27 protein-coding genes are annotated in these 20,971 nt (G+C 70.0%); 10 read left to right on the forward strand and 17 right to left on the reverse strand.

The window, feature by feature from the left end:
• The first annotated feature begins 29 nt into the window (after positions 1-29).
• Together dnaJ and QFZ74_RS16405 are read left to right on the forward strand one after the other, a co-directional pair.
• The gene (gene dnaJ / locus QFZ74_RS16400; RefSeq protein WP_307621549.1) at positions 30-1,208 is read left to right on the forward strand and encodes a molecular chaperone DnaJ; all 1,179 of its coding nucleotides are present in this window, start codon (positions 30-32) and stop codon (positions 1,206-1,208) included.
• A gap of 5 nt (positions 1,209-1,213) precedes the next feature.
• Complete coding sequence (locus QFZ74_RS16405) at positions 1,214-1,666, forward strand: heat shock protein transcriptional repressor HspR (RefSeq protein WP_307624176.1); 453 nt, start codon at positions 1,214-1,216, stop codon at positions 1,664-1,666.
• A gap of 70 nt (positions 1,667-1,736) precedes the next feature.
• On the opposite strand, the gene QFZ74_RS16410 is transcribed toward QFZ74_RS16405, so the two are convergent.
• The 8 genes from QFZ74_RS16410 to QFZ74_RS16445 form a co-directional block, all read right to left on the reverse strand.
• Positions 1,737-1,967, reverse strand: a complete 231-nt coding sequence (locus tag QFZ74_RS16410; protein ID WP_307621550.1) for a hypothetical protein — start codon at positions 1,965-1,967, stop codon at positions 1,737-1,739.
• 20 nt (positions 1,968-1,987) lie between these two features.
• On the reverse strand, positions 1,988-2,851 hold the full coding sequence (locus tag QFZ74_RS16415; RefSeq protein WP_307621551.1) for a peptidoglycan-binding protein: 864 nt from the start codon (positions 2,849-2,851) through the stop codon (positions 1,988-1,990).
• A 35-nt stretch (positions 2,852-2,886) separates the two neighbouring features.
• Positions 2,887-3,534: a hypothetical protein gene (locus QFZ74_RS16420; RefSeq protein ID WP_307621552.1), complete on the reverse strand. Its 648-nt coding sequence runs from the start codon at positions 3,532-3,534 to the stop codon at positions 2,887-2,889.
• A 34-nt stretch (positions 3,535-3,568) separates the two neighbouring features.
• The gene (locus QFZ74_RS16425; protein ID WP_307621553.1) at positions 3,569-3,718 is read right to left on the reverse strand and encodes a hypothetical protein; all 150 of its coding nucleotides are present in this window, start codon (positions 3,716-3,718) and stop codon (positions 3,569-3,571) included.
• Positions 3,719-3,759: 41 nt separating this feature from the next.
• Complete coding sequence (locus QFZ74_RS16430; RefSeq protein WP_307621554.1) at positions 3,760-6,138, reverse strand: hypothetical protein; 2,379 nt, start codon at positions 6,136-6,138, stop codon at positions 3,760-3,762.
• Positions 6,125-6,961, reverse strand: coding sequence for a hypothetical protein (locus tag QFZ74_RS16435; protein WP_307621555.1), 837 nt, complete (start codon positions 6,959-6,961; stop codon positions 6,125-6,127). The genes QFZ74_RS16430 and QFZ74_RS16435 overlap by 14 nt, the downstream gene beginning before the upstream one ends.
• A gap of 138 nt (positions 6,962-7,099) precedes the next feature.
• The gene (locus QFZ74_RS16440) at positions 7,100-8,077 is read right to left on the reverse strand and encodes a hypothetical protein (RefSeq protein ID WP_307621556.1); all 978 of its coding nucleotides are present in this window, start codon (positions 8,075-8,077) and stop codon (positions 7,100-7,102) included.
• Between the two features lie 30 nt (positions 8,078-8,107).
• Positions 8,108-8,758, reverse strand: coding sequence for a hypothetical protein (locus QFZ74_RS16445; RefSeq protein WP_307621557.1), 651 nt, complete (start codon positions 8,756-8,758; stop codon positions 8,108-8,110).
• Positions 8,759-8,795: 37 nt separating this feature from the next.
• Here QFZ74_RS16445 and QFZ74_RS16450 point away from each other — a divergent pair, with 37 nt between their 5' ends.
• The gene (locus QFZ74_RS16450; RefSeq protein ID WP_307621558.1) at positions 8,796-9,218 is read left to right on the forward strand and encodes a hypothetical protein; all 423 of its coding nucleotides are present in this window, start codon (positions 8,796-8,798) and stop codon (positions 9,216-9,218) included.
• 45 nt (positions 9,219-9,263) lie between these two features.
• Here the strand turns inward: QFZ74_RS16450 and QFZ74_RS16455 are convergent, their stop codons facing one another.
• From QFZ74_RS16455 to QFZ74_RS16485, 7 genes are all read right to left on the reverse strand, one after another.
• Positions 9,264-9,599, reverse strand: a complete 336-nt coding sequence (locus QFZ74_RS16455) for a hypothetical protein (RefSeq protein WP_307621559.1) — start codon at positions 9,597-9,599, stop codon at positions 9,264-9,266.
• Positions 9,600-9,664: 65 nt separating this feature from the next.
• Positions 9,665-9,955 carry a hypothetical protein gene (locus QFZ74_RS16460; protein WP_307621560.1) on the reverse strand — a complete coding sequence of 97 codons (291 nt, stop codon included), beginning with the start codon at positions 9,953-9,955 and terminating at the stop codon, positions 9,665-9,667.
• Between the two features lie 105 nt (positions 9,956-10,060).
• The gene (locus QFZ74_RS16465) at positions 10,061-10,657 is read right to left on the reverse strand and encodes a phage tail protein (RefSeq protein WP_307621561.1); all 597 of its coding nucleotides are present in this window, start codon (positions 10,655-10,657) and stop codon (positions 10,061-10,063) included.
• A 95-nt stretch (positions 10,658-10,752) separates the two neighbouring features.
• Positions 10,753-11,154: a hypothetical protein gene (locus QFZ74_RS16470; protein ID WP_307621562.1), complete on the reverse strand. Its 402-nt coding sequence runs from the start codon at positions 11,152-11,154 to the stop codon at positions 10,753-10,755.
• 250 nt (positions 11,155-11,404) lie between these two features.
• On the reverse strand, positions 11,405-11,605 hold the full coding sequence (locus QFZ74_RS16475; RefSeq protein ID WP_307624177.1) for a helix-turn-helix domain-containing protein: 201 nt from the start codon (positions 11,603-11,605) through the stop codon (positions 11,405-11,407).
• Between the two features lie 8 nt (positions 11,606-11,613).
• Complete coding sequence (locus tag QFZ74_RS16480) at positions 11,614-12,159, reverse strand: hypothetical protein (RefSeq protein WP_307621563.1); 546 nt, start codon at positions 12,157-12,159, stop codon at positions 11,614-11,616.
• Complete coding sequence (locus tag QFZ74_RS16485; protein WP_307621564.1) at positions 12,156-12,515, reverse strand: hypothetical protein; 360 nt, start codon at positions 12,513-12,515, stop codon at positions 12,156-12,158. Before QFZ74_RS16485 ends, QFZ74_RS16480 begins: the two co-directional genes overlap by 4 nt.
• A gap of 384 nt (positions 12,516-12,899) precedes the next feature.
• Here QFZ74_RS16485 and QFZ74_RS16490 point away from each other — a divergent pair, with 384 nt between their 5' ends.
• The 6 genes from QFZ74_RS16490 to QFZ74_RS16515 all read left to right on the forward strand — a co-directional run bounded on the left by QFZ74_RS16490 (position 12,900) and on the right by QFZ74_RS16515 (position 18,124).
• Positions 12,900-13,259, forward strand: a complete 360-nt coding sequence (locus QFZ74_RS16490; RefSeq protein ID WP_307624178.1) for a helix-turn-helix domain-containing protein — start codon at positions 12,900-12,902, stop codon at positions 13,257-13,259.
• Positions 13,260-13,298: 39 nt separating this feature from the next.
• Entirely contained in the window at positions 13,299-13,799 is a 501-nt protein-coding gene (locus tag QFZ74_RS16495; protein WP_307621565.1) for a hypothetical protein, read from the forward strand.
• 915 nt (positions 13,800-14,714) lie between these two features.
• Positions 14,715-15,089: a DUF3592 domain-containing protein gene (locus QFZ74_RS16500; RefSeq protein WP_307621566.1), complete on the forward strand. Its 375-nt coding sequence runs from the start codon at positions 14,715-14,717 to the stop codon at positions 15,087-15,089.
• Complete coding sequence (locus QFZ74_RS16505) at positions 15,086-15,484, forward strand: Uma2 family endonuclease (protein WP_307621567.1); 399 nt, start codon at positions 15,086-15,088, stop codon at positions 15,482-15,484. Before QFZ74_RS16500 ends, QFZ74_RS16505 begins: the two co-directional genes overlap by 4 nt.
• A gap of 338 nt (positions 15,485-15,822) precedes the next feature.
• Complete coding sequence (locus QFZ74_RS16510) at positions 15,823-16,929, forward strand: sugar ABC transporter substrate-binding protein (protein ID WP_307624179.1); 1,107 nt, start codon at positions 15,823-15,825, stop codon at positions 16,927-16,929.
• A gap of 163 nt (positions 16,930-17,092) precedes the next feature.
• On the forward strand, positions 17,093-18,124 hold the full coding sequence (locus tag QFZ74_RS16515; protein WP_307621568.1) for a helix-turn-helix transcriptional regulator: 1,032 nt from the start codon (positions 17,093-17,095) through the stop codon (positions 18,122-18,124).
• Here the strand turns inward: QFZ74_RS16515 and QFZ74_RS16520 are convergent.
• Together QFZ74_RS16520 and QFZ74_RS16525 are read right to left on the reverse strand one after the other, a co-directional pair.
• Positions 18,075-19,070 (reverse strand): helix-turn-helix transcriptional regulator, encoded by a 996-nt coding sequence (locus QFZ74_RS16520; RefSeq protein WP_307621569.1) that lies wholly within the window; start codon positions 19,068-19,070, stop codon positions 18,075-18,077. The two genes, QFZ74_RS16515 and QFZ74_RS16520, sit on opposite strands and share 50 nt — an antisense overlap.
• A gap of 24 nt (positions 19,071-19,094) precedes the next feature.
• Positions 19,095-20,090 carry a helix-turn-helix transcriptional regulator gene (locus QFZ74_RS16525; RefSeq protein WP_307621570.1) on the reverse strand — a complete coding sequence of 332 codons (996 nt, stop codon included), beginning with the start codon at positions 20,088-20,090 and terminating at the stop codon, positions 19,095-19,097.
• A gap of 313 nt (positions 20,091-20,403) precedes the next feature.
• Between QFZ74_RS16525 and QFZ74_RS16530 the strand changes: the two genes are divergently transcribed.
• Entirely contained in the window at positions 20,404-20,739 is a 336-nt protein-coding gene (locus QFZ74_RS16530) for a hypothetical protein (protein ID WP_307621571.1), read from the forward strand.
• Positions 20,740-20,971 lie beyond the last annotated feature (232 nt).

Below are 20,971 nucleotides of genomic sequence, written 5' to 3' on the forward strand. Positions count from 1 at the left end.
AGCACCGGTAGGAAGGAGGGACGTCGGGGATGAGCACCAAGGACTTCATCGAGAAGGACTTCTACAAGGTCCTCGGCGTCCCCAAGGACGCCACCGAGGCCGAGATCAAGAAGGCGTACCGGAAGCTCGCCCGCGAGTTCCACCCGGACGCCAACAAGGGCAACGCCCGGGCCGAGGAGCGCTTCAAGGAGATCTCCGAGGCGAACGACGTGCTCGGTGACCCCAAGAAGCGCAAGGAGTACGACGAGGCCCGCGCCCTCTTCGGCAACGGCGGCTTCCGCCCGGGGCCGGGCGGGGCGGCCGGCGGCAACTTCAACTTCGACCTGGGCGACCTCTTCGGCGGCGCCCAGGGCGGAGCCGGAGGCGGCGGCTTCGGCGGCGGGTTCGGCGACGTCCTCGGGGGCCTGTTCAACCGGGGCGCCGGCGCGGGTCCGCGGACGCAGCCCCGGCGCGGCCAGGACATCGAGTCCGAGGTCACGCTGAGCTTCACCGAAGCCATCGAGGGCGCCACGGTCCCGCTGCGGATGTCCTCGCAGGCGCCGTGCAAGGCCTGTTCGGGCACCGGCGACAAGAACGGCACGCCGCGCGTGTGCCCGACCTGCGTCGGCACCGGGCAGGTGGCCCGGGGCTCGGGCGGCGGCTTCTCCCTGACCGACCCGTGCCCCGACTGCAAGGGCCGCGGTCTCATGGCCGAGCACCCCTGTCCGGAGTGCAAGGGCAGCGGCCGCGCCAAGTCGTCCCGCACCATGCAGGTCCGCATCCCCGCGGGGGTGACGGACGGGCAGCGGATCCGGCTGCGCGGCAAGGGCGCGCCCGGCGAACGGGGCGGCCCGGCGGGCGACCTGTACGTCGTCGTGCACGTCGGCAGCCACCCGGTCTTCGGCCGCAAGGGCGACAACCTCACCGTCACCGTCCCGGTGACGTTCGCCGAGGCAGCCCTCGGCGGCGAGGTGCGCGTCCCGACGCTCGGCGGCCCCTCCGTCACCCTGAAGCTGCCGCCCGGCACGCCCAACGGCCGCACCATGCGGGCGCGGGGCAAGGGCGCGGTCCGCAAGGACGGCACCCGCGGCGACCTGCTGGTCACCGTCGAGGTGAGTGTCCCGGGGGACCTGACGGGGAAGGCTCGTGACGCACTCGAGGCGTATCGCGAGGCGACCGCGGGCGAGGACCCGCGGGCGGAGCTGTTCGAGGCCGCGAAGGGAGCATGAGCGTGATGGACGGCCGTCGACGCAATCCGTACGAACTGACCGAGGAGACCCCGGTCTACGTCATCTCGGTGGCGGCCCAGCTCTCCGGCCTCCACCCGCAGACGCTGCGCCAGTACGACCGGCTCGGCCTGGTCTCCCCCGACCGCACCGCCGGACGGGGTCGGCGCTACTCGGCCCGTGACATCGAACTGCTCCGCCAGGTGCAGGCGTTGTCGCAGGACGAGGGCATCAACCTGGCCGGCATCAAGCGCATCATCGAACTGGAGAACCAGGTCGTCGCGCTCCAGTCCCGCATAACGGAACTGGAGGCGGCCCTGGACGGCGCGGCGGCCGCCATGCAGCAGCGCGAGGCCGCCGTCCACGCCTCCTACCGGCGCGACCTGGTCCCGTACCAGGAGGTCCAGCAGACCAGCGCGCTGGTGGTGTGGCGGCCGAAGCGGCAGCAGTCCGCGGACTGATGGACTGATCCGCCCACGCACGACGAAAAGGGGCCGGGAGGTTCAACCTCCCGGCCCCTTTTCGTGTTTCTCAGTGCCCCACCGTCTCCCACAGCGTGATCGCGAGTGCCGTGCAGGACGTCACCGCCGCCAGGGACGGCAGCGGCCAGCGGGTGCGTTCCAGGGCGTCGAGGCGTTCCTCGTGGACGCCGAGAGTCTTGTCGGTCTGGTCGGCGCGTTGCAGGAGAAGGGCGAGGTCGCCGCGCGTGGTGGCGAAGCCGACGTCGACGGAGCGGCGCAGGCGTTCCAATTCCACGGCCACTTCACCCGCCTCCGTCGCGGTCACGACGCGCTGCCGCGCACGACAGGGACGCGCAGCCTGTCCCAGCTGGCGCGGCCCGGTATGCCATCAGCGGCCGCACCGACGTATCCGAGCCTGCGCTGCCAGGCCGCGTACGAGAGAACGTCCGCCTCGCCCCACACGGGGCCCGGCCCGACCGTGTAACGGCCGCAGCCCTCGGCCACCAGGCGCTCGCCGACGGCCGTGACGAGCGCGCTGCGCCGGCCCGGCACGAAGAAGGCGGCACCCGGGAAAGGGGCGTACGCCTGCGGCGCGGGTACGGGCTTGACGCCCAGCCGGGCCTCGATCCGGGTGCGCATCCCGGGCATCGAGAACGACGGGTCGATCTTGCGGCGGGTCCACTCCTTGTGGCCGATCACGCTCGCCGCCGACCAGCCGTGCGCCCGGCAGATGGCCGCCGACACCCGCTCCGCGGCGGCGAGTTGGGCCGCCGGGTACGGATCGCGGCCGTTGCCGAGGTTCTCGATCTCGAAGCCGTAGAAGCGGGCGTTGCCGTCGACGGCGTCCGGCCCCGGGGGCGGCGGGGTGCGCTCGGCGACGACCGCGTCGAGTACGGCCGTGGAGCCGGACCCGGCGTGGTTGGTGCGGCCGTATCCGACCAGGTGCACCGTGCCGTCCTTGGCGATCAGGCCGGTGCACAGCGGGCCGGGCAGCGCCGCGGTGCCGTCACGGCACAGGGTGAGGCTGCTGGTGCCGGCGGTGTGGTGCAGCATCACGCCGTGAACGGGGCCCCAGGGGCCCATGTGATTGCGGTTGTGAGTCTTCCAGGTGCCGTGCTCGACGAAGTGGACGCCTTCACCGCGCAGGGCGCGGGTGAAGGCGTCGGCGGTCAGCGGTGTGGCCATGGGCTGGTTCCTTGCCGGTAAGTCGCGGTGCGGGTCTACGGGATGGGGTCGACGCGTATGAACCGGTTGTCGAAGAACGAGGTGTTGGTGGACGCGCCGGACCGGTAGGCGGGCGTCGCCGTGTGGGTCGTGCCGATGGCGAGGCCGGTGACCAGGAACTGGGCGGAGACGGAGGTCCGGACGGTGCTGGTCGCGGCCGCCGCGCGGCTGTCGTCGGCTGTCAGGACCACCGTGTTCGCAGAGTTGCGGACGTTGGCCGAGATGAAGGAGCCGGTGGCGGTGGAAGCGCGGATGTAGCCTCCCACGGTGATGATGACCTGACCGGACGCCGGCACGGTGAACGACGCGTTCATCGGGTCGCCCGTGGCGTTTGCCAGCGTCTCGACGTAGGTGGTCGACGTGGTGTCGCCGTCGTCGAGGTTGACCCGGAAGACCGGGGACGGCGCCAGGGGCACCCAGGCGGTACCGGTGTGGTACATCATCCGGCCGGGCGTGCCGACCCAGGCGATCATCCCGGCGACCGGCGCGGTCACCTTGGCGTCGCGCGCGGTGGCGTCCGCGAACCGCAGCACCGCACGCCCGTCCACGGCGTCGGCGAGCGCCTTGAGATGGGCCGGAAGGTCGGCGGGGTCGGTGGGCTGCGGGTAGGGAAGACCGCTGATCGTTGTGAACTGCGTGGTCATGCTGGCTTCTCCTGACGCGGGGCGGGACGAGGGGTCATACGGCGGGGTCGACCGTGACGGTCAGCAGCTCCTCGCCGGGAATCGGCGCGGTGACGTACGGGGCGGGGTCGAGAGCGATCGCCTCGGCCAGCTCACGCAGCTGGTCCTCGGTCGGCTGCACGGGTTCCGGTGCGGGCTCGGACATAACGAACCTCCTTCGCGGACAAGGGAGTTGACGACACGCGGCTACACGTCGGCCCAGGTCGGGTTGGCCGCGAGCAGGTCGGCGAGCGTCGGGTACGCGGCGGCGACGGCGGCGTACGTCCGCGAGGTGTCCGGCGCGGGCGGCAGCGCCGGGACGTCCGGCGTGAGCCCCGCGTCGGCGGGCACGCCATTGGCCGACACACCGCGCAGGGCCAGCGTCTGCTGGACCCCGCCCTCCGCGGTCGCGGAGGTGGTGATGCCCACGACCCAGGCGAGGGTGTCGAGGACGGCCCCCGTCGTGTCCTGCACGCGCACCACGTCGCCGAGCTCGATGCGCGGGTCGTACAGCACCTGCACGTCCCCGAGCACCGGCACCGGGTACTCCCCGGCCTTGCGCATCGCCGCGGCCAACTGGCGTGCCGCGCCCAGGTCCTGGACCCAGTCGGAGGACTCGCCGTAGAACTCCTGGCGGCCGTAGAAGCGCTCGCTCGCGCTCCCGGAGACGTACGACACCCCCTCGCGCTCCACGGGATCGCGGTCGGGCTTGAGCGGGACGATGGTGATGGACGGCCCGCCGGCCTTGGTAACCGTGTAGAGCTTCTGCGCGGTGCGGTTGGTCAGGCGCAGCACGATGCTGCCGTCCTCGCGGCGCAACAGCGCCTCGACCGCACCCTTGACCGCCGGCGCGCCCGCCGCGTTCTGTGCCGAGACCCGGAAGTTCGAGCCGGACGTGAGGATCACATCGTCGTCCGTGTCCGGCGGGCCGATGTCGAGTTCGTCCTCGCCGAAGGTGTACGAGACGGTCAGCGAGCTGTTGGCCGGGATCTCCCGGACCTGGGTGTCTACCACGGCGTCCCCGCCGACGAGCCGCACCGCGCTCCAGTCCTTGGCGGGCTGGACGCAGAAGTTGCGGCAGGCGTCGATCTCCTCGGTGACGGTGAGCGCGGCGATGTCGCGCACCGACGTCAGCGTGAGATCGGGGGTGGTGGGCACGGTGGCGAACCGGGTGAAGTTGCGCCAGCGGAACCGTCCGCTCTCGTCGAGCTCCGCGGTCGACATGCTCGCCTTCGCGATCTGTCCGATCGCCTCCCACTGCGACCCCGAGACCTTGGGGATCATCCGCAGCGGCAGGATCGCCTCGTCCAGCTCGGCGGTCTTGGTCCAGGTGCCGGCCTGGCTGAACTCGGCGGTCGTCGGGACCGTGGTCATTCCGCTGGTGACCTGGACCCCTTCGGTTGCAATCGTGGTGGTCAGCCGTACCTTGCGCAGCTCGGCGACCGGCTGCGGTCCGCTGGTCGCGGTGAAGACGCCGGCTCCGCCCACCCAGGTGACGCCGTCGGGAGCGGTGAGCATCGGAGTGAAGCCGGGCAGCGCCTGACCGTTCGTCGAGGCGAACACGTCGACGAACACGCCGACGTGCCACACCCCTCGCTTGGTCTTCATGGCCGTCGCGTTCTGCGACCAGACCAGCCCGCTTCCCGGCACGGCAGGATCACTGCTGAGCGACCAGACCGTCACGGTTCCCTGGGAGAAGTTGAGGTCCAGGGAGAGAGTGCCGGTGTAGTTGCCCGTACGGTTCAGCTCCAGGTCGAGCCGGACGGTGTCGCCGATGCCGACCGCCGTGTTCACCCAGGCCTCGACGAACAGCCGGCTGCCGGGCACGGTGACCCGGCTGCGCGGGAACCAGGAGGCGATCACACCGCTGCTGCCGACCGGCAGCCCCGTCGGCAGCAGCGCCATCTCGTGCGGGGCGCCCATGCGCGACCAGGTGTAGTTCCGCGGGTCCGGCAGATCCTCCGGTATGCCGTACGGGGTGCCGAAACCGCCGTGCAGCGTGGCGTGGACGAGGCTCAGCGGCTGGCCCGCGACGAACTCCGGAGCCCGGGGCGGCGGACTCGTCAACAGACCCGCCTGGCGCAGTAGTTCGTCCACGCACCAGGTCGCGGTGGCCACAGGCCGCCCCCAGTACAACCCGGTGTACGGGCGCGGGAGTTCGGCCGGTGCCCGCAGCCGTTCGGCACCGTCCAGTGCGGTGAGCTGCACGGCGTCCGTCCCGGAGGCGGCGCTGCGGGTGCGCAGGGTGCCGCGGAAGGCGGGCAGCGGGGCGCCGCTGCCGACGCCCGACTCGTGGACGACCGACTGGCCCGGACGTGCGATGTCGCTGGTGGCGTGGCCGGCCCACGGGGAGTACAGCGCGGGCGCGGTGCTGCCGTCCGTACCGGAGATCTGCAGCTGCAGCTGGGCGGAGGAACTGCCGGAGAACGCCCGCATGGCGGGCGGCAGATCGGTGGCGTAGCTGCGCTCCAGCTGCCAGGACTGCACCTGCGCGGAGACGTCCTCGCCGCCGAGCCGGGTGGTGTGCGTGACGGTACGCTCGCCCGCGGCCAGTGCCGCCTCGGTGGCATCGTCAGCCCGTTGCACTGGTCACCTCCACGAGATCGATACCGACGGTGCGGTGCGGCAGCGGGCGTCCCGGGGTGTCGCTGTAGCCGGTGATCGACATGGTCGGCAGGCCGTCGCCGGGCACGTTGTCGGCCGCGGTGTCGCCGCCGTACGTCAGACAGGCCCCGGCCAGCGCGTACGTACCGGCCGTGCCGGGCTTTGCGGTGGGCGTGAGGTAGACGGTGCCGGCGGGGGTCGTGCCGGCGACGAACGGCCCGGCCGCGGAGACGCTGCTGATGACCGAGCCGTCGGCGCGCTTGAAGTCGAGGCCCACGGCGCAGGTCCCCAGGGCGGCGAAGGCGGTCGGCGCCCGGAAGGAGACGCGCAGGCCGGGCGGGGCCGGGAAGTTGGCGAGGCCTCCGTTGGTCCACTGGTTGCAGCGCCATCCCAGGTTGCTGGTGGCGTCGGCGGCGGTGAAGGCGAATACACCCGGCGTGGTCTCCGCAAGGGTGCCGTTCACCGACACCTTGAACCACTGCGTGATGCCCGCCGATCCGGTCGGGCCCTTACCCGCGGCCTGGGCGGCGGAGAGCACGTTGCCTGCGGCCGGGTCGATGAGCACGAGCGGGCCGGCCCCGTCCACGCGCCGGGCGAGCCGGTCCAGGACACGAGCGTCCTCCGGCGGCAGCAGGTCCCAGCTCAGCTTGATGCGCCGTACGGGGGTGGCGTTGCGGGTGATCGTGACCTGACCGGAGAGAGCCTTGAACTCGGCGACACCGAGGTCGGCGGCGCGCTCGAAGGACTTGGCGGCCTGATCGATCTCGTACAGGCTGCCCGGGGGACCGATCCATAGGTTGCCCATGGCGATCGTCCTTTCGTGGGTCGAGGGCGTCAAGCCCTGGGGATGAACGGCCGTTGGCTGCAGGCCGTTGGCCCTTCGTGCCGGAAAAACCAAAAAACCGACGACGGGACGTCGTCGGCTCATGACATACGAGTCGCCCTACCGCCGGGCGAGCTGGCGCTGTCCGAGGAACACGGCGCGGGCGATGGCCTGAGAGTCGACCTGGACGACCACGGGGCGCTGGGCGAGCTGCTCGACGGCAGCCGCGAGGCGCCGCGTTCCGCCGCCGGAGCCGATCATGTGCTCAAGCCGGGACAGCGGGATGACGGCCTCGGGCTCGCCGCCCTCGCCGATGACGGCGAGCCGGCCGCCGGCGCGGGCCGGGACGATGCCGCCCTGGGCGAGGGTGGGGATGTTCGGGATCTTCGGGATGTTGATCCGGAATTCCTTGCCGCCGATGAGCGGCACCCAGCTCGGGATCGAGACGTGGACCCGGTTCAGCGCGCCGATCATGAAGTTGATGCCGCTGATGTAGGCGCGGGGCAGGGCGGTGAAGGCGTTGATGATGCCCTTGAGGATGGACTTGATCGGCCCGGCGTGCGACCTGATGGCGCCGACGATGGCGTTCCAGGCCCACTTGACGCCCTTGGCCAGCAGGGCGGTGACCTTGTCCATGTTGATGAACTGCGCGATGAGGGGTCCGAGCAGCGTCATCACCAGTCCGAAGGGGCTGGCCGCCATGGCCAGGTTGAGCCCCTTCTGTGCCAGCGAGGCCCCCTTGAGGCCCTTGCCCAGGCCGCCCATGGACTTCCCGCCCCGGTCGGCGTTCTTGCCGGCCTTGCCGACGGACTTCTCTACGGCGTCGGACTGGCGCTTGACGTCACGCAGGGCGTTCTTGGCCTTGTCGGAGGAGCCGCGGAGCTTGTCGAGGGAGGATTTGAACTTGTCGGTGCTGCTCTTGGACTTGGCCACGGCCTGGTCGGCGCTGTTCGCGCGGCTGCGGAGGGTGTTCAGCGCGCTGCCGCTCTTGGCGGTCGCGTCCTTGAGCCGGGACACGGCGGTGGCCGACGTACCGGCGCGCGAGCGCAGCCGGTCCAGGCCCGCGGAGGCGTTCAGCAGGGACTGCTTCAGGTTCATGTGATTCCTTCCCGAGTGGGGGAAAGCGCGTCAGCCCAGGGCCACGGTCAGCGCGTTGACGCGGGTCTCCAGAGCACTGACCCGGTCGCGGGCGGTCGCCAGATCACGCGAGTTGAGGCTCTCGCGCACGTTCTGCCTGGTCGTGCGGTCCGTTCGCGCGAGACCGGCCACCCTGCCCTCAAGGGTCTGGATGCGCCGGTTGGAGTTGGCGATCTTGTTGTGCGCGCTGGTCGTGTGGTCCTGAAGTCGGGCGATTCCCTTTTCCATGCGGGTCAGCCGGTTCCCCGCGGCCGCCGCCTCCTGCCGCCGCCGATCCAGCTCATCCGCCTTGAGCCGGCGCAGCAGTCCCCACTTGTTCCGCTCGATTCCCTTGCTCTCGAAGAATTTGTCGATCGCCGGTTCCAGGCTGAAAAGCGGGGGAAGTTCGAGCTTGGCGATGGTGAAAGCGGTGACGAGACCCACGATTTCCGGGCTCTTCAGCTCTTCCCACAGGCTGCTCGCTGTTTCTTGCCGCACCCAGCTCTGTGTCGCCAGCACTTCCTTGTCGGAGTTGAGCGCGGCGGATTTGACATCACTTTTCCTGGTAAGTCCGGCCAGGGCGGATGAGTTGGCCTTCTTCTGCAACTCCGCGCGCAACTGGCCGATCTCTCTTTCGAGCTCGGCAGCTGATTTGTCGGCCATGGGTGCCCTTCCGTCGTGATCTTGGTAACATCGCTCCGTGAATCTGGGGGCCATTGCAGCGGTTTTCGAAATATGTGCGGGACTGGGCGCCGTGGGATGGGGGGTGAACCTCGGTGCGCACGGCCTGCGTGAACATCGCCGGAAAGTCACGCAAGAGGTCGAGATCCTCGATTCCGTCACCCTGCCGACGGGCATCTCCTACCGATTCACGCCCGTGACCGCGGTGAAGGGCGATGCGCCGGCAGGTGCCGCCGCCGAGGAATACTCCGGAACGCCCTGCAAGTTCGGCGATCCGAGTTTCTCGGCCGGGGACCGCGTCCTCATCGACCACGATCCCGGCCATCAACTGTTCTTCTATCCCGCGGGGCGGTATCCGCGGGCCCGGCTCTGGCCGATCGCGCTCACCGCGGTGGTGATCGGCTCGGCGTCGGCCGTGCTCGGGGTCGGCAACCTGCTGTGACCCCGCACGTCGGGGCGTGGCCGGGCCGTCCCTTCTCACCCGTTCTCACGCGAAGAACCGCCGGAGCTCCTCCGGGGACGGCAGCGAGGGCTGTGGAGCGCTCCCGGCGGGCTGGTCCGGCTCGTGGGGCCGCCCCGGGCGGTGCACGGGCTCCGGGTAGTCCAGGGACTCGCTGTCCTCGTCCGCGTTGACCGTCGCGAACATCCAGTTGGCTTCCTGGAGTTGGTCGACGGCATGGGCCAGGAGATAGTCCGTCACGCCCCAGTCGGCGACCTCGCCGCTGAGCTCACGGACGAGCGCGCTGTCCCGCGGCATGTGCTGGACCAGGACCGCCAGCCGGCGTGAGGAGAGCCGGCCGCGGTGCCAGTCCAGCAGGTCCACGCCGTAGTGGCGCAGCAGATCGGCCTCGATGGCCTCGGCGTGCTCTTCGACGAGCGCGTCGAGGCTCAGTCTTCCCCCAGGCCCAGCCCCGTCTCCTTGCCGTAGGCCTCCAGGATCGCGGCGATGTCCTGCATCGTGACGTCGTGCCGCTCGAAGCGCGTGAACTGCCGCTCTCCGAGGAGGAGTCGGAGCAGTCCGTCGACGTCGTTGTCGTCGAGGTCGCGCAGCTTGCGGGCGGTGGCGCGGCTCAGCTCGGTGGGCAGTTCGAAGGAGTCGTCGTCGAGCTCGAAGGTCCAGGCGCGGCCGAGCGCTTCGAGGCGCTGGGCGCGGGCGGCGTTGACGTTGAATCCGGCCATGTGGGGCTCCTGTTCGGTGCGACGTGCGTGAGGTGAGGGACGTGACGGGGCCGGAGCCCGGCAGGCCCCGAGGAGGGGCTGCCGGGCTCCGGGAGGGGTGCCGGATCAGGCCAGCGCCGCCGGGTCGTTCACCAGCCACGTGGCGAGCGGCTTGGTCGGGTCGTCGCCGGACAGGGCGGTGAAGGTGACGCCGAGCTTGACCGCGCCGGTGCGGCTCAGCGACAGCTCCTCCACCTCGGACACCGCGCCGTACGGGATGACCAGGCGGTACCGCAGGTCCTTGGTGCCGTTGTTGTCCGAGAAGTCGATCGCCAGCGCGCGCTGGTCCTGGCCGCCGGGGGCGCCGGAGATGTCGATCTTCTGGGCGGTCGGCTCCGGGGTGGAGCCGGCGGTCACCACCGAGCTGGACGCGAGCCCCAGGTAGAACGGGAAGGTGTCCTTGTTCATCTGGAGCAGCTGGAACTTCAGCGTCAGGTCGCGGTCGGAGAGCATGAAGCGCGCCGGGGCCATCGACTGCCAGGTGTCGACCGGGTCGTTCTTGTCCTTCTTGTTGAACTTGACCCCGTCGGACGAGGTGAAGCCGAGGTTCACCCAGGGGGCGGCCAGCGCGGTGGTCTCCTTCGGCATCGTGGTGCCGACCGGGGCCGTCCAGACGGTGCCGGTGCCGGCGATGCGGACCTCGGTGTTCTTGAAACCTGCCATGTCTGCTCCTCAGTGGGAATCAGTGCGGATCGGTGCGAGGCGTTCGAGGTGGGCGAGGCGGTACGGGTGGTGAGCGTCGCCAGGACTCCGGGGGCTCACGCGGGCCGGATCGACAGCCGGACGGTGGCCAGATAGCGGTTCCCGGCCGGGCGGTTGTAGTCCGGCAGCCAGCGCGGACCGTCCATCTCGTCGACGTCCGTGACGACGGCCGTGCCGTACTTCGTGTCGACCAGCTCCAGCACGCAGGCACGGGCCGCGAGGGCGATGCCGTGCGCGGTGGTCTTGTCGGGCCCGTAGACCTCCAGGTCGATCAGCGGCTTGTCGAGGTGGAGGTCGTCGGTCCAGGCGCCGCCGGCCCGGGAGACGAGGACGACCTGCTGGGTGCCGTCGAACCCGGCGGGCGGACGGTTGTCGACGGTGGTCCCGGTCAGTTCGGGCCGGGTCTTGAGGAAGTCGACGACGAGCCGTTCCGCGTCGGGAAAGGTCAGGATGGCCACATGGACGCTCCCTTCCGAAGGGGCGGGGCGGAAGAGCGAGAGAGGGGCCCGGTCGCGACGAGAGGACCCCGGGCAGCACGAAGCGGCAGGTCCGCCGCCCGGTGCACGGGCGCAGCTCTGCCGCTGCATTCAGTGTGACGGGTAGGGCGCACACCCGCAACTGACGCTGCGTCAGAAGGCGTCGGGCCCCGTCGCGGCGTGCGCGACGGGGCCCTCGGGGACGTGTGCAGCTGGAGCGGCGTGGGAACGGCTATGCGGCGACGCCGTCGTCCGGTCGGTCTCGCCGGCGTCCGTAGTACGTCGTGCGCTCGGCGGCGAAGACGTCCTCCAGCCGGTAGAGCTGTCGCCGCCCCTGCTGTCCGGCGGCCCGCAGGTGCCCCCGCTGCACCCATTTACGGATCGTCGCGGCCGTGACCCCGGCCTCAGTGGCGGCCAACTCGATGGTGATCATAGGGGCGTTCACGAGACGGTCTCCTCCGGCTCCAGCACATGACGGCACACGGGATTGACGCAGCGCACCTCGGCCCGTTCGGGGAACGCGCGCAGCGAGACGGAGTCGCAGACGGGGCAGCGGCCGGCGATCCGTACGATCTGTTCCGGATCTCCCAGGGCGCGGGCGCAGCGCCCGGCCATCCGCCGCGTCTCGTCCTCGACGTGCGCCGCGAGGTCGGCGTCCGCGGCGATCCGGTCGAGGAGCCCGGCGATGCGGCGTAACCGCTCGGGGACGGCGGCGGGGCGGACCGGGCGCAGACCGAGCCGTTCGCGTACGGCTTCCTCCAACTCGACCACGCCGTCGGTGATGTCGCGCACGGTGTCGGAGACGAAGAGCCGCACGGGCGGGGCGCCCGGGCTGGAGGAGCGCGACCCGCGGACCGGGCTCGTCGGTCGGCTGCCGTGGCTCGGGGCCAGTTCCTCGATCAGGTCGGGGAAGCGGCGGACGAGGGAGCCGATCCACTGGGCGGCGCCGGCCGGAACGTGGTGCGGGCGGGCGGCGAAAGGCGTCATGCGGCCCTCGTCTCGCGGTCGTACGGGACGGACTCCCGCCATTCCCCGGCGAACGGCCGGTTGTCCGCGACCACCCGTCCGTTGCGCCACAGCCGCCCCGAGCACACCCCGTCGAACCACGAGCGGGACGGTTCCACGGCGGCCTCGCATCGGGCGGCGATCGGACATTGGTTGCAGGCGCGCAATGCCGGGGTCGCCACGGAGGGCGTACGGGCGAAGATCACTTGCTGGGGGAGACGGGCGCAGGCGGCGTCGCGGCGCCAGTCGAGGGCTTCGTCGGCGGGTGAGAGCTGGGCTAACGGATCGCTGTATTGCCTGATGGAGGCCGGTATGGCGGGTCTTTTTCGCTCGAGCACGTGCAACCCCTCCCCAAAGATGGGAACATTAGTTCGAACATTGCGGACGCGCGATCAGAGTCGCATGATGCGTGCGCGTGCGCAAGTGACTACGTTGACAGGGGAGGAGGTGTGTTCCTGGGTCGGTATCGATGCGTCAACTCGGCGCAATCAAGGGGCGATTGACCGGATCTTCACCATTAACGCGCGAGCGCGCACCCCTATGGTGCGTGCGCGATCGGTACGCTTTCCCCCGCGACGAGGGGAGAGCAGGACATGAGTTCTAGCTCGTGGGCAAGTGCCCGCAATGACCAGCGGCATCCCGAGGAAGACTCCGTACGACCTCGCCCCGGGGGACCACGCACGGACGGGCTCGACGAGTTCGCCACGTGGGTGGAGGGCCTGATGCGGGAGCGCGGGTACGTCATCGACGGGCCGCGCGGCGGCGGCAAGTCGAAGCTCGCCGACGACGCCGGGGTGCACCGCGCCGCGGTGACGCGGCTGTTGCAGCGGCAGAGCATGCCGGACCTGGAGACGATGCGGCGCCTGGCGGCCGTGCTCGACGTACCCCTGCGGAACATGCTGATCCGCTCCGGACGGCTGTCCGAGGAGGATCTTCCGCTGGAGGTGAGTCGGAGGGTGAGTGAAGGGGTACCACCAGAGCGGCTCAGCCCGGAGGAGGCCGCCCGCAGAATGGGCGTGCCGGCCGAACTCCGTGCGCTGTTCGTCAACGTGGCCCGGCAGTTCCTGCCGGACGGCTCTTAGGGGAAGAGCCGCTACACGGGGGTGTGAAGGAGTGCGGACATGGACGGCGAGGGGGGCGGTGGTCACCGTGACGCGGAGGACGCCGGCGAGGCGGGCGGGAGCGGCTCGGCCGAGGAGCGGCTTACGCACCTGCTGGGCGGCCTGCTGATCGAGCTCGGGGAGAAGGTGCGGGAGGCGGGCCCCGAGGGGGTGCGCGTCATGACCGAGGAGGAGGTCCAGGAGGCCAACCTCCGCTGGTACCGCACGGGTTGGGAGGAACACGCGCGCGCGGTCCAGGCGAGCCAGGAGCGTACGGCCGCGGCGGGCCACCCCGCCGACCCGGACCCCCTGTCCGAGGCCGGCCGCCTCCTGCGCTTCCCGCAGCCCCCTGCCAGGCCCGCGACGGACCCGCACGCCCGCGCGCTCCCTCTCCCGATCGTGGGCGCGGGCGACGCGACCGTACGCGAACTGATGCCCCACCGCCCGAGGTCGGGGGAGCCGGCGGGGGGTCGTGAGCGGGTACGGGGGCGGCGCGGCGGGGAAGGGCGGGGCGAGGAGTGAGCGTGAGCGGGATTTCGGGCCTGGAGCTCACGGGCCGGGGCGAGCGGGTGCTGGATGTGACCGCCCGGTGCCCCGGCGAACGCGTACTGCCCTAGGCGCGGGTGGGGCTCCTCAGCCGTTCCTTCGACATCTACGGGGTCAGGGAGAAGGGCCGGCGGTCCAAGGAGGAATACCTGGGGAGGTCGGGCCTGGGCCGGGGGCGGGCTCAGATGCCGTTCCCTGCGGGGATCTGCTCCCGTCTTCGCATCACCGGCGGGACGACGCGTAAGGCGGGGCGGCGGCGCATCGGGTTCCGACCTCTCGCTTCCTTGCCGGAACTCGCCATGGAAAACGCGGGCGCCGCGTCGCAGTTCTTCTCGGTCGACACGCCAGGCCTCGAGGTGTCCGTCGACCTGGCGATCGAGAGGGACGGCCTGGTGGGGGCCACTGTCGCCATGGGTGCTGCGGGTCTCGAAGAGCTTGTGACGCCGGGTTGCAGATCGGGTTCGAGGGGGCGGCGAGCGTGACGAAGCTGCATGAGCACGGCCGTTGGGACGCGGTCGACGTCGTTGCCAACGGAGTGTTCTTCGCGGCCGCCCCCCGGCTTCGGAAAGCGGATCCCGGCCCGGCACCGGTTGCGGCCGGTGCCGTCCTCCTGGAAGGGATCCGGATCGCCAGGCCCCGGAGCGGGACCGGACGGTTCGACGTTGCGTGCGGCCGACGTGCCGATCGACGATTTCAGCGAGCGCCAGGTGCGCGCGAAGCCGTGGGCCGAGCCGCTCACTCGGTTCGAGATCGCGCATTTACACGGCCATGGCCCTCGGTACCGTGGCCGGTCTCGTCGTGGCGAGCTTCCTCTGACGGCCGTGCGGAGGGCTCCCCTCGGCGGGCTCCTGGCTCCACACTGACGTCACGGGTAACTGGATCCTCGCTGCTGTGTTGCTGGCACTTCCACTTTCCTTACTGGTCTGGCTGGGCCTTTATCCCCTGTGGGTCGACCGGAGGCTGCGCCGTGTCGGCGTCGTGCCGGGGACGTGCAGGAACGTCCACGTGTCGGAAGACCGCTACTCGACGAGTTTCGAATTCGTCACGGCCGACGGATCGCCGGCCATGTACATTTCTCCGCTGTCCGACGGGGCGTGGGCCTCCCCGGGAGAACGGGTCGCCATTGTGTATGACCCGGCGAATCCCTGGCGGCGGGCACGCAGCCGGAACGAGTTGGACACCCGATCCGAAGCGTGGACGATCCTCTGGCAAATAGCGGGGGTCGAGCTTTGCATGCTCGTTATGGTCTGGTTCGTGGTCCTGTGAAAGCCAACGTCATCCACCAGCGCAAGGGCTGGATCCCCGACGCCTTTGTCGCTCCCGAGGACCTGATGCCGTACGCGGATGAAGACGGTCTGGGGGTAGAGGCGAAGGCGCTTCATGTCGCCGTCGAGGTCGTCTCCCCCGGCAGGCGCAATCAGGACCGCGACCGCATCGGCAAGCGCCGCGAATACGCTCGCGCCGGCATCCCCGTGTACGTCCTCATCGACGACTACGACGGCCAGGGCGCCGTCACCCTCTTCACCGGCCCCCGCCGTCCCGACAAGGCCGACTGGGAGGACATCCACCGCGTCCCCTACGGCACCGACGTCACCATCCCCGAAGGTCCCGCCAAGGGCTTCGTGATCGGTGAGTCGGTTACAGGGCCGAGGCGGGGCTGACGGCCGGGCGCGGTTTCCCGCTGCCGGGCCAGGGGCTGGGAGGTTCCGTCTCGCGCGGCGCTGCCGCAGGCCGTGGTGGCGGCCGCTCGTGGTCTCGACGTGCCAGGCGGGCCTCGTTGCGCAGGTCCCTGCCTTCTCATGAACCCCCGCCGGGTGGAGGGGGCGTGAAGGGTGGTCGGGTAAGGTTCCCCCAATCTTCACAGGCCTGCGGAGTGTGGTGTTGTGCACTCGTTAAGTAATTTCCCTTGACGTCAGGTGTTGGCGCCGCGTTGGCTTTTCAGTCACCTGGGCCGCAATGAAGCACCCATGTCCCGTACGCACCCGAAGTGAGCCTGCACATGCGTCGTATCGCCATATCCGTGGCCGTATCCACGATGACCCTCTCGCTCGCCGGCTGCGGCGTCCTGGACGCGACGGGGGGTGTCAGCGACGCGAGCCCGACCAAGGGCGACGCCATCACGGTGGGGCTGCTGCTGCCGGAGACCGCGAACACACGGTACGCGAGATTCGACCATCCGATCATCGCGGACAAGGTCGCCGAACTCACCGCGAAGCACGGCAAGGTGGACTACGCCAACGCCAACGCGAGTGCGGCCCGGCAGGCTCGGCAGATGCGGAAGATGGTGGACGACCGGGTCGACGTCATCCTGGTCGACGCGGTCGACTCGCACGCCATCGCGCCCGAGGTCAAGCACGCCAAGGACGAGGGCATCCCGGTCATCGCCTACGACCGGCTGGCCGAGGGCCCGATCGACGCGTACATCTCCTTCGACAACGAGCTCGTCGGCGAGGTGCAGGGGCGTTCGCTGCTGGACGCGCTGGGCTCGGGCAGCGGTGTGCACAACAAGATCGTCATGATGAACGGCTCGCCCACCGACCCCAACGCCCGCCAGTTCAAGGAGGGCGCCTTCTCCGAGCTGAACGGCAAGGTGACGATCGCGCAGAAGTTCGACACCACGGAGTGGAAGCCGGAGATCGCCCAGGCCAACATGGCCCAGACGATCCGGCGCATGGGCGCGAGCAACATCTCCGCCGTCTACGCCGCCAACGACGGCATCGCGGGCGGCGTCATCAAGGCCCTCAAGGCCGCCGGCGTCACCCATCTCCCGCCGATCACCGGCCAGGACGCCGAACTCGACGCGGTGCAGCGGATCGTCACCGGCGAGCAGTACATGAGCGTCTACAAGTCCTACCCGGACGAGGCCCAGGCCGCCGCCGAGATGGCCGTCGCCAAGGTCCAGGGCAAGAACATCCAGTTCGACGCCCTCACCCGCGACAAGGTGGACAGCCCCACCAACCGGGGCATCCCGGCCCAGCTCGTCCAGGTGTCCGCGCTGACCAGGCGCACCATCAAGCAGACGGTCATCGCGGACGGGATCTACAGCGTCGACGCCATCTGCACCCCCAAGTACAAGGCCGCGTGCGCGGCCGCCGGGCTCAAGTAACCGGCCCCCGCCGGACCTTCCCACTTTCCGCGTCCCGGACGGTCCGGGCCGCGCGTGGCGCCCCCTCGGGGCGCTGCTCCTGCCCCGATCGTGTTGCGGCGCCCGTTCAGGCCGCGCATAGTTGCGCTGCGGAAGTGGCAGCACACCGGGGGTGATATGCGCGATGGCCGGGCGCAGGGCTCAGGAGCATCCACACGGACCGGACCGTCTGTGCGGCGCCGGAGACCGGGTGTACTCCCGTGCCGTTCGCCGGGGCCGGGTGCCGCGTACGGACGCCGAGTCGGTGCCCTGCCTGCTGGAACTGGCCCTGCTGCACCCCGACCCCGACGACATGTCCTGGCTGGTGCCCACCTCGCCGCAGGAGGTCATGACCCGGCTGCTGCGCGGGGTGCATGACGAGGTCAAGGAGAGCCAGCTGCGGGTGGGTTCGGCGGTGGCGGCCTTCGAACGGTACGCCGGCCTCGGCCAACGGCTCCCCACCTCCGCCTCGACGGCCGTCGAGGGTACGGCGATCCGCGTCCTGGACGGGCTCTCCCGCATCCAGGCCGCCATGGACGAGGCGACGGAGGCCTGCACCACCGAGGTGCTCACCGTGCAGCCCGGCGGCATCCGCCGCGAGGACGAACTCACCGAGGGGCTGCACCGGGCCCTGGCCCTGCGCGGCCGGGGCGTGCGCATGCGCGACCTGTACACCCACGTGGCCCGGCACGGTCACGGGCTGCTGAGTTACCTGGAGCTGATGGGCGACGCGGTGGAGGCCCGCAGCCTCGACGAGGTGATCGACCGCCTCATCCTCTTCGACCGTACGGTCGCTTTCATCCCCGCCAGCACCGACCACACGGTGGCCCTCGAACTACGCCACCCGGCCCTGGTCGGCTACCTGGTGACCGTCTTCGAACGCCTGTGGCGCCTGGCCGTCCCTCTGACCGCCCCGCTCCCTGACACCCGTATCGAGGGCATCTCCCACCGCGAACAGTCCATCGCGGCCCTGCTGGCGGAAGGCCACCAGGACGCGGTGATCGCCGAACGCCTCGGCATCAGCGTCCGCACCGCCCGCGCCCACATCGCCCGCCTCTGCGAGACGCTGGGCGCGGCGAGCCGTACGCAGTTGGGCGTGCGTATCGCCCAGGTGGGCCTCAACACGGTCACCCTCCAGCCCCCGGCCCCTGATCGAGAATCCCCGACCGCGCGATGAGGTACCCGAGCTGAGCCCGGCTCTCACTGCCGAGGGTGGCGGCGAGTTTGGCTATGTGGACTCGGGCGGTTCGGATGTTCAGGCCGAGGCGCTCCGCTATGTCGGCGTCCGTGCGCCCCTCGATGAGAAGAGAAGCGATGGCGTGCTGGCGAGGCGTGACGCCGTTCAGGGAGGGCGGCTCCACGGCGTCGGGGTACATGGGGGTGGCCAGACGCCAGAGGCGGTCGAAGGTCTTGGCGAAGTACTTGATGAGGGCCGGATGGCGGACTTCGAGGGCCGTCCTGCCGTCGTCGTCGGCCGGAATGAAGGCAACCGTGCGGTCGACGACGATGAGCCGGTCGGTCAGCTCATCGAGGCTGCGCGCCTGGTTGTCCCCGTGCAGTCTCTGGCAGTAGGCGTAGGTGGCCGGTTGGTGGCGCAGGGTGTGCTGATAGAGCGTACGGATGTGGCCGCCCCGGTCGAGCAACGCCTGGTCACGGTCGAATGCGACGGAGCGGCCGATCTCGATCCGCTCGCTGATGTGGCTGATGTGCGGCTGGATGGAAAGGACCTCTTCCTCCGCCATGGCCTCGGTGATCGCACGGTTGATCCGCTCGGTGCTGCTCAGGAGGCGGAGAGTGGGGGTCTCCGTCGCCGTGGGGCGCCGGCCGTCGAGCCGCATCAGCGGCTCGAACATCTCCACCAGCCGGTCCTCGCGTCTGCGTTCGTCCGCGATCCGCGCCCGGAAGCCGCGCAGTAGCTGGTTCAGGACGACGGCCGGGGGGACGGGCTCCAGCCTGTCCAGGTCGTCGATGGCGGGGTCCAGCAGACCGAGGTCGGTCAGGCAGGGGGCCTCCGCCGTGTCCTCGGTGCGGATGTGTCCTTCGCGCAGGGCGTGTTCGTACAGCCTCGCTCCCGCGTCGCAGAGCTCCTCGATTCCGTGTTCCGGGTGTGGTTCCGGTGTCACTGCGGGCCCTCCTCCCGTCCGCGGTCAGTGGTCGCCGTGTTGTCCCGGGAGCAGGTTGTCCTGCTCCAGGATTCCCGACTGGGCGATGAAGTAGCCGAGTTGGGCCCGGCTTCCGCTGCCCAACGCCTGGGCCAGCTTGGCTATGTGGGCGCGACAGGTCCGCACGTTCATGCCGAGGCGGCGAGCTATGGCCTCGTCGACGTGTCCCTCTACCAGGAGCTTCGCAATGGAGTGCTGGATGTCGGTGATGCCGTCGTGGGCGGGCTGGTAGGGCCTGCCGACGCTCAGGGGGACGGCCCTGCTCCACATGAACTCGAAGACCTTGATCAGGTAGCGCACCAGCCCGGGGTGGCGTAGCTCCAGCGCGACCTGCTGGTCGTCGCGGGTGGGGATGAAGGCGACCGTCTCGTCGCAGATGACGAGTCGCTCCACGAGTTCGTCGATGGTTCGGTACTCAGCCTTGCCGTCGGCGAGTTGTGCGGTGTAGGCGAGTTTCTCCGGGCTGTAGCGGGCGGTGTGCTGATACAGGGTGCGGATCCGAAGGCCACGTTCGATCAGTGGTCGGTCGCGCTCCAGCCCGCGCAGCAGACTGAGTTCGGACCGGTGGTCGTTCGGCTGGATCGTCAGCATCTCCGTCTGGCACTGCTCCGTGGCCAGGTTGAGCGCCGTGTTGATACGGTCGCCGCCCTCGAGAACTGTGATCGAGTCGCTGGTCGCAGTAATCTGCGTACTGAGTGCCATGAACGGCTCGAAGGCGTCGGCGAGTTGGATCGACAAACGTCGGCGTTCGGTGATCTCGCGTTCGATCGGGCTGAGTCGTTGGGCGAGCGCGACCACGGGGGGCACTGGGCGCAGCCAATCCGGATCGTCGGGATCAGGGTGGAGCAGCGCCAGTTCCACCAGGCAGGGAGCAGCTTCCGCGTCGGCCCGAGCCACACGCCCCGTGCGCAGAGCCGCGGTGTATATACGGCCACCGTCTGGGCACAGCTCCGTCACCGCGTGGGGATGTGTCCCTTTCATGTGATTCGTTGTCAAATCTCCACCCCCCAGGGTCCTGAATATGCAGGAACATGATGCACCGATTGTGTGGCCATGATGTGCCCGAATGAGCCATCGTCGTACCCGACGGGGACAGGGGACCTTCAAGTGAGGACGAAGCCCGCTATGCACACGAAACTGCTTCGCTCGGTGCTTGTCGCCGCCTTCTCCGTCATGGTGGCAGTCGGCCTGTCTGGCGGCTCCTACCAAGCTAAGAACGACGTTCGGGCGGATAGCGCCTGGCCGTCGGTGGCAGCGAACCTCGTCGGGACCGAAAGCGGAGCTGTGAGCTGACGTGACTACCCCACCGGACGACAGATCCTTCCGCCGCGAGATGGCCACCGCCTACCGCTCCGGCTGGCACTTCATCGACCTGGTCACCGCCATCCCCCACAGTGGTGACTCGCTGATGGTGACCGTCTTCGGTGAGCCGGTCGTCGTGACGCGGGACGAGGAAGAGGACGTGCGGGCGTACCGGTGTCTTCGTAAGCCCCGGGGGGCCCCGCAGCCCGTGCGGTGTGCCGTCCGTTATGGAATGATCTTCGTGAACCTGGACCAGCGCGATCACCGGCTCGCAGGGTCGGAGATCGCGGATCTGAGGACCATCTCGGCCACCCCCCGCAGTGCCTGACGCGATTCCCCCGTCGTAACAGATCGCTCAGGTGCTTCCCCCCGCAGCGGCGTCACCGTGACCTGAACACGGTGACGCCGCTGCAGTTTTTGGGGGGTCATTTCGGGGTATCCGCCCGTTCTCATGGTGGCCGGAATCCGCCGCGCCGGCTCAGCCGCGGCCCATGGTCCGGTCCACCGCGATCTCCATCACCACGCGGGACGGGTTGTTCGGCGACGGCGTCCGTTCTTGA

Origin of the sequence: Streptomyces sp. V3I7 (assembly GCF_030817495.1) — a bacterium.
Classification (GTDB): Bacteria; Actinomycetota; Actinomycetes; order Streptomycetales; family Streptomycetaceae; genus Streptomyces.